Annotated in this window: 8 protein-coding genes; all 8 read left to right on the forward strand. The window is 46.0% G+C overall.

Annotation, left to right across the window (positions count from 1 at the left end; translation table 11 throughout):
• Positions 1–411: 411 nt before the first annotated feature.
• The 8 genes from PLH32_18000 to PLH32_18035 all read left to right on the forward strand — a co-directional run bounded on the left by PLH32_18000 (position 412) and on the right by PLH32_18035 (position 7,316).
• The gene (locus PLH32_18000; protein ID HQJ66503.1) at positions 412–1,449 is read left to right on the forward strand and encodes an acyltransferase; all 1,038 of its coding nucleotides are present in this window, start codon (positions 412–414) and stop codon (positions 1,447–1,449) included.
• A 241-nt stretch (positions 1,450–1,690) separates the two neighbouring features.
• Positions 1,691–1,924 carry an acyl carrier protein gene (locus PLH32_18005; GenBank protein HQJ66504.1) on the forward strand — a complete coding sequence of 78 codons (234 nt, stop codon included), beginning with the start codon at positions 1,691–1,693 and terminating at the stop codon, positions 1,922–1,924.
• Between the two features lie 167 nt (positions 1,925–2,091).
• The gene (locus PLH32_18010; GenBank protein HQJ66505.1) at positions 2,092–3,153 is read left to right on the forward strand and encodes a fatty acid--CoA ligase family protein; all 1,062 of its coding nucleotides are present in this window, start codon (positions 2,092–2,094) and stop codon (positions 3,151–3,153) included.
• A gap of 11 nt (positions 3,154–3,164) precedes the next feature.
• A complete protein-coding gene (locus PLH32_18015) occupies positions 3,165–3,890 on the forward strand; it encodes an SDR family oxidoreductase (GenBank protein HQJ66506.1) in 726 nt (241 codons plus the stop codon).
• Between the two features lie 207 nt (positions 3,891–4,097).
• On the forward strand, positions 4,098–6,089 hold the full coding sequence (locus PLH32_18020; GenBank protein ID HQJ66507.1) for a sugar transferase: 1,992 nt from the start codon (positions 4,098–4,100) through the stop codon (positions 6,087–6,089).
• 120 nt (positions 6,090–6,209) lie between these two features.
• Positions 6,210–6,500 carry a nucleotidyltransferase family protein gene (locus PLH32_18025; protein HQJ66508.1) on the forward strand — a complete coding sequence of 97 codons (291 nt, stop codon included), beginning with the start codon at positions 6,210–6,212 and terminating at the stop codon, positions 6,498–6,500.
• Complete coding sequence (locus PLH32_18030) at positions 6,490–6,828, forward strand: DUF86 domain-containing protein (protein HQJ66509.1); 339 nt, start codon at positions 6,490–6,492, stop codon at positions 6,826–6,828. The genes PLH32_18025 and PLH32_18030 overlap by 11 nt, the downstream gene beginning before the upstream one ends.
• 251 nt (positions 6,829–7,079) lie before the next feature.
• Positions 7,080–7,316 carry a UPF0175 family protein gene (locus tag PLH32_18035; protein ID HQJ66510.1) on the forward strand — a complete coding sequence of 79 codons (237 nt, stop codon included), beginning with the start codon at positions 7,080–7,082 and terminating at the stop codon, positions 7,314–7,316.
• Positions 7,317–7,442: the final 126 nt, after the last annotated feature.

Genomic DNA, 7,442 nt, shown 5'->3' on the forward strand with positions numbered 1-7,442 from the left:
AGCATGACTCTTTTTATTTACAAGCTCTTTTTACACAAAATTACGGATTTAATCTCCTATTTCTAAATGGGACAACAAGAGCATATGGGAAAGATATGATTACCATAGTTATGGTATCTTATCAGAGCCTTATATTGAACTGTCCGCTATTTCTCTTTTTTATTTAACAGATACCGGAAGAAGATGGAATGGCGATATTTATAGTGTCCGAGATAGATTGGCCCATCAGACAAATAGTAAATATCGCACAACGAATGATATTATTGAAGCATGTAAAAAGGAAGAACTACCCGCTGAAGTTCTTATAACGACTCATCCTCAACGTTGGTCCACGAATTATATTGATTGGCTGATCGAGCTTTTAATGCAAAATACAAAAAATCTAATTAAACGGCCTTTGGCAAAATTGAGATGATAAAAAGACGTAAAAGGATTCCAGTATTGCAGTTATTTCTTATCGGCTTATGGCCCAATTTTATTAAAAAGGCTATTTATCGCTTAAAGGGATATCGTTTTGGAAAAAATGTACAATTGAGTTTTGGCGCTGTTGTAAGCGGCGATAAAGTAATAATCGATGAAGGTGTTCAAATCGGATTTTTTGTAATCATTCAGGCAAAAGAGGTTCATATCGGCAGATTTTCTACGATTGGTGCATTCTCCTATCTAGATACTGAGGTAATAGATATTGGAGAAGACACAAGAATTAGAGAGCAGGTTTTTGTAGGTGGACTTACTACGACGGAATCGAGATTGTCTGTAGGCTCAAGATGTTTGATAATGCAAATGTGTTATCTTAATCCCACTTTCCCAATAGTCATAGGGGATGATTCGGCACTTGGCGGCAATACTTTGCTTTTTACTCATAGCTCCTGGCTTTCTGTTTTAGAAGGCTATCCTGCCAACTTTGGTTCTATCACCATTGGCAAAAAAGTGTGGATACCATGGCGGACTTTTATTGCTTCAGGTGTCTCAATAGGCGACAACGTTATTGTGCAGCCTAATACATTAGTAAACGAAAATATTCCGGCCAATTCCATTGCTGGTGGCCGCCCCCTAAGAATCGTACCGAATGCTATTTATCGGCCTTTGAACCAAAAGGCGAAACTGGATAAAATTCAATCGATTTTACAGGAATTCATCGTCTATTTAAATTATTGTGAAATTATAGCGAATCATACTATTAAGCCGGATTTTGATGAATATACTGTTATAAATAATGGCATGAATAGGATTTTTCTTTGTTTGGACTCGACGATCCCATTGACAGTGTGCCCATTGGATGTGATTATCTATTGTAATGCTACTGATTGCCATTCAATTTCATTTCCCAAAACTGCAGGTATGATTTTGAATGTTGCATCGATGACGCGTTCGGGAAGTTGCGATTTAGGGGAAGAACTTGTGCGGTTTTTCTCAAGGTATGGCATAAGATTTACCCGTATAGATTGAAGCAACTTACTGAATGGCATCCTCCCCGTTTTATTAATGCATTCGTGATTTGCACGGATTAATAACGTTATCCGCACTTTTTCGTCCTTAATACCATCTAATGTAACTGCAATTCCTCGAACCAGTCCGCTACAAAACACCTCCTATAGAAATCTTGACTCTATAAGATATCTCAGAAATGATATAATCCAGATTTTTAGTTTAACTATCTTACCACTTGGTAGAAAGGAACTATTGAACGATGCCATCAACTGTAGAGAAACTACTAGTAACTGTTAATACAGTTAGGGATAACAAAGGTTTACCGGCGCTGGCTGATTTAAAGCCTCAGAATGATTTGCGTAACGATCTGGGATTTGATTCATTAGACTTGGCTGAATTGACTGTACGAATTGAAAAAGAGCACGGCATTGATATTTTTGCCGATGGTTTTGTGCTGACTGTGGCTGAGATTCTTGCAAAATTGGAGAGATAGCACTGGATAAGATTTTCCTATACGACTACAAGTCCGGCAAACAGTATACCTTTAGTCAGTTGCTTGCAGATCTAAGTAGACTATCTGAAATTGAACGATATAGTTACAAGCAGGATTTATACGCGATATTTCTTACGATAGTTGCTGCCCATCTTCACAAAATCGATTTGGTAATATTGGACGGCGATTTTACTGCTGATGAGTTGAGCAAATTACGTATTGAGTCAGCTGTAATAGGGAAGAAGCAACAAGTAGTCCCTCTATCAATCGATTCAGTAGATAAGTTGATCAAAATCCTGACTGACAATCAATCCTGGCAATTGACCCTATTTACCTCTGGAACTACCGGCATTCCCAAGAGCATTACTCACACTTTCAGATCACTGACCCGGGCGGTACGTATTTCACCAAAGCATACTGATGATATTTGGGGTTTTGCATACAATCCAACACACATCGCCGGCTTGCAGGTATTTTATCAGGCCTTGCTAAACGGCAATATCTTGGTCAATCTCTTTAACGCTAGCCGGCATACTGTCCTGGACCTTATCAAATCCTTCCAAATCACCAATATTTCCGCGACCCCCACATTTTACCGGATGCTCCTACCCCTTACTGAAGTCTATCCTTCAGTAAAAAGATTGACTTCCGGCGGTGAAAAATTCGATGCTGGTTTAAGCGAGCAATTACTCTCCTCTTTCCAAAATGCCAGAATGCGAAATATCTATGCCTCCACAGAAGCCGGGACCATGTTAGAAGGGGCTGACGATACTTTTTTAATCAAAGATGAAAGCCTGTACCGTATTGTCGATAACGAGCTCTATGTACATCGTTCATTGCTTGGAGAAGGCGATTCGGCATTATTGGTAGATGATGAATGGTATCATACTGGTGATCTTGTCGAAATAATTCAGGAGAATCCTAAAAAGGTCCGCTTTCTTCACCGCAAGAATGAAATGATAAATGTTGGTGGCTACAAAGTAAATCCGCTAGAAGTGGAAGAAATTATCTGTATGCATCATGCGGTCAAGCAGGCCTTTGTCTATGGCAAGCCCAATACTCTCCTTGGCCATATTCTAATAGCCGATATAGTTGCTGAGGCCGGGCTGACAGAAAAAGAGATTCGGACGTTTCTGCAATCACGATTGCAGCTGTATAAAATACCTCGGATCGTAAATTTCGTAGATAACATAAGGCTTACACGGTCTGGAAAACTCAAGAGAACATAAAGGAAATTTCATTGAAAAATATACTGGTCACAGGTATTAAACAAGGCCTTGGGCTGCAAGTCACCAAAGCATTACTCGAGCAGAACTACAAGGTTTTTGGCGTAGCTTTAGACAACAATGCGGACTTGGATGGCTTGAAAAAAGAATATAGAGATAGACTGATTATAATCATTACGGACCTGGCTGATATTGAGGGCTCTATCGAAAGTATTTTTACCCGGACATTAGGGTTCCACACTCCTCTCCATGGCTTTGTGAATAACGCCGCTATCGCCTATGATGATATTATCAGCAATCTCAATTACGAACCTTTGCAGCGCATGTATCAAATAAATGTATTCTCTCCGTTCATGTTGACCAAGCATGTTATTCGCAACATGCTTCTGCATAATATCCAGGGTTCCATTGTGCATATCTCTTCCATAAGTGTGCATACCGGCTATAAAGGATTGGCGATGTATGCGTCTACGAAGGGAGCTCTTGAGGCTTTTTCCAGGACGACTGCCCGAGAATGGGGGGAACGCGGCATACGCAGCAACTGCCTGGTTGCCGGTTTCATGGAGACAGGCATGAGTGCTCCACTGAGCACTGCACAAAAGGACCGGATTTTCAAACGTACTTCCCTTAAAAAGCCGACGGAGCTGGCTTCGGTAGCCAACATGGTGGAGTATTTGCTTTCGGATAAAAGCCGTTCTGTTACGGGCTCCAATGTTTTTGTTGATTCGGGAACGATATAGCCGGAGTATTAATAGCCCAGATTCTCACTGGCCGTCTCGGTTTCGGGAGAAATGCGGCAGGGAACATGCTGGTTTTTTCGTGCGGTTGATTTTCCGGTGTACTTTCCCCGATAGCCTCCAACAGCGCATGCGCGAGGATCCGGGCTATGCCGGGAGATTTGTCTAGCACCTGCCATGCGTTATCGTGTTATGTTCACAGGGGGAGTCATGTTTAATCTATCTGCCGCCATCGCCGGCGCGGCGCCGTTGAAAAGGCCCATGATCGCTCTCAAACGCCACCGACTAATGCTGCTTGACCAGGCGCTGCTCAATCTGATTTTTATGGCCCTGCATTACTGGAGCCAGGGCACCTTGCGGCTGCCGCCAGGCTATTCCAAACTGCTGCTGCTGATTAATGCGGCCTGGCTGGTGATTTCGCTCTCCAATCATAAATTTACGCTCAAAGGGCTGACCGGTTTTGGCGATATTTTGCTGATGCTGGGGCGCACCGCTCTGCTGATGCTTTTCGCCACCTCGCTGACCCTGGTCATCTGGGACCTGCGCGATTTCGCCCGCCTCCACATCCTCGGCTCTTTCTCCCTGCTGCTGCTGGCCGAGATTCTCATCGCCGGGCTGATCTACCCGAACCTGCGCCGGCGCATCGCGGCATCGGCCATAACCTCCCGGCGGAGGACGGCACGGCAGTCCATCCCCTTCGCGCTGGCCGATCTGCTGCTCTTCATCCTTTTCTTTGCCGCTGTGCATCAGCTCAAGTATGGCGCGACCGCTATGGATTCGCGCAGCTGGATGATGCTCGGCATCATGGCGGGGATGTGGCTGCTCAGCGCCGAGTGGACCGGCAAATTTATCAAACACCCGCATCCCAATTTTTACTATCTCTTCGAACCCTTTGTCAAGGCGGCCTTTATCATGACCGCTTCGGCGGCGGTGCTGATCTGGGCTTTTCAGCTTTTTTCCTACTCACGCACCCTGCTTCTGGCGCCGGTCCTGCTGCTGCTGGCGGCCGAGGCGCCTCTGGCGCTGATCTGGCTGCGCATCCGTTCGGTCAAGGCGGAGGAGCGGGACGTGGAGGACGCGGCGGCCGTCAGCCTGATTCTGGAGGAGAAGGAGCTGCCGCTGGCGCCGGCGGGCGAATTGAGAGTGGCGGCGCGGCACCGGCTGGAAAACCACTTTCTGGCTGAACACCCCGCCATTTTCAGGCTGCTCGACAGCCGCTGCGATCTTGACGCCGTGGAACTCTCCGCCGTCTCGGTGCTGGATACCCACACCTCCTATAACATTGAGATACTCGAGCCGCTCTCCCGGCAGCTCTTAATCAATCTCCACCGCGTCAACGATTTCCGCTATCTCAACCGCTATTTCCTCACCGTGCACCAGAAGCTGGTCCAGGGCGGCTATTTCGCCGGCCTGATGGATACCTATGAGGGACGCTATAACTATCTCAATAAAAAATATCCCAAGTACATGGCGCAGATGATCTATCTGCTCGATTTTCTCGTGCGCCGGGTGATGCCCAAACTTCCCGTCCTGGAGAAAGTCTATTTCACCATCTCCCGCGGCCGCAGCCGCGCCCTCTCCAACGCCGAACTCCTCGGCCGGCTCTATTTCTGCGGCTTTCGCGTCCTCGCCGCCCTGCCGATCGGCACCCAGCTCTTTTATATCGCCCAGAAGGACAAGAGTCCCAGCGACAATCCCAATCCCTCCTACGGTCCGCTGGTCAAGCTGAAGCGCATCGGCTACCAGGGCCGGCCCTTCACCCTCTACAAGCTGCGCACCATGCATCCCTACTCCGAGTTCATCCAGGATTATGTGCACAAGCACAACGATCTGGATGAAAGCGGCAAGTTCAGGGACGATTTCCGCGTCACCACCTGGGGACGGCTCTTCCGCAAGTTCTGGCTGGACGAGCTGCCGCAACTGATCAACTGGCTAGCCGGGGACGTCAAGATCGTCGGCGCCCGCGCTCTGTCGGAGCACTATTACAGCCTCTATCCGAAGGAGCTGCAAAAACTGCGCAACCGCTTCAAGCCGGGACTGGTGCCGCCCTTTTATGTGGATCTGCCCAAATCACTGAAAGAGGTACAGGCCTCGGAGCGGCGCTATTTCGAGGCCAAACTGGCCCATCCGATCAAGACGGACTGGATCTATTTCTTCAGGGCGATGCATAATATTTTGATCAAGAAGGCGCGATCGAAGTAGGCCGAACACCGGGGGGGGGGCCACCGAAAAAGATATTGCAATGAATGGATTCAATTAATACATTTCAAATGAAAACATAAGCGGTGGGAACCAGAGTATCCGCATTTATAGGAGTTGTATATGTTACCCTTGCCGTTTGATGCTTTGAAAATTGCCGATATCTGCCGGAATAATGATGTTTCAAGACTTTGCCTCTTCGGTTCCTATGCACGAAATGAAGAGACGGCTAAAAGCGATATAGATTTGCTTGTAGAATTTAGTAAACCTAAAAGTTTGTTTGCTCTTGTTCGATTGGAAAGAATACTCTCTGCAGCGATTGGTAAGAAAGTGGATTTGCTCACCAAGGCTTCCCTTAGTCCTTATTTGAGGGATCGTATTCTTAATGAGCTGAGGACAATCTATGAATCGTGATGATTCAATATATCTACGACATATTATTGATGCTATTGAAAAAATAGAAAACTATTCCAAGAACCTGGACGCCGTTTCTTTTTATGCATCTGATCTTGTTCAAGATGCATGCATCCGCCAATTGCTCGTTATCGGTGAAGCTGCCAAAGCTGTCTCCGCTTCAATAAAAATAAAATACAGCGCCATCCCTTGGAATGATATGGCCGGCATGCGCGACAAACTGGTTCACCAGTACTTTGGAATCGATTTGGAAAAAGTGTGGCTTACAATCCAGGGAGATTTGCCATCCCTAAAAGCAGAAATTGAAAAAATTCTTCAGCGTATTTAATTCAATTCTAGCCCCCACCGGCTTGCCGCGTGGGAACCAGAACACCGCCCGTCCTTCTCGAAGCGTCAGCTGACAATATTTTTGCGAATGATGGCACAATTCCTTATAGTGGATCATCAATGAAGAAGAATGAACACGGCAAAGCAGCCTGTTGACAAATGATTTATTCAAATTGTTTTGCGAAGAAATTTCGCAACTTGTCATGTGCGACCTGGCCCAATTTAAAGCGTAGATAATCAAGAAGTGGGTTCATGGAAGATAATGAGCTTCGAGCAGTGGCGATGGACTTGCCTTTTCAGAAGTCCGGTGAGGACAGAGAAAAGCTGTTGGGAGTTGTCGGCGCCCTGGTCTTGCGAAGGATAAGTCTGGACAAGGCCGCTGAGATCATGGGAATGCAAAGAGAGCGATTCCTGACGCTTTTGGAAACGATCGGAGTAAATTATTCTTATTTAGTGCAGGCAGATTTAACCGAAAAGGAATCCTGGTAATGATAGCTGTTTTTGACAGTTCTGCTTGGGTATTTTTGTCAAAGCTCGGCGTCATTGAACAAGGTATTTCTTTATCCTCGATTTTGCACTGCTGAACATCATCTTTTTAGCTCTGCATTATTTCAG

The sequence above is a fragment of the bacterium genome, from assembly GCA_035419245.1.
Classification (GTDB): Bacteria; Zhuqueibacterota; Zhuqueibacteria; order Residuimicrobiales; family Residuimicrobiaceae; genus JAKPUX01.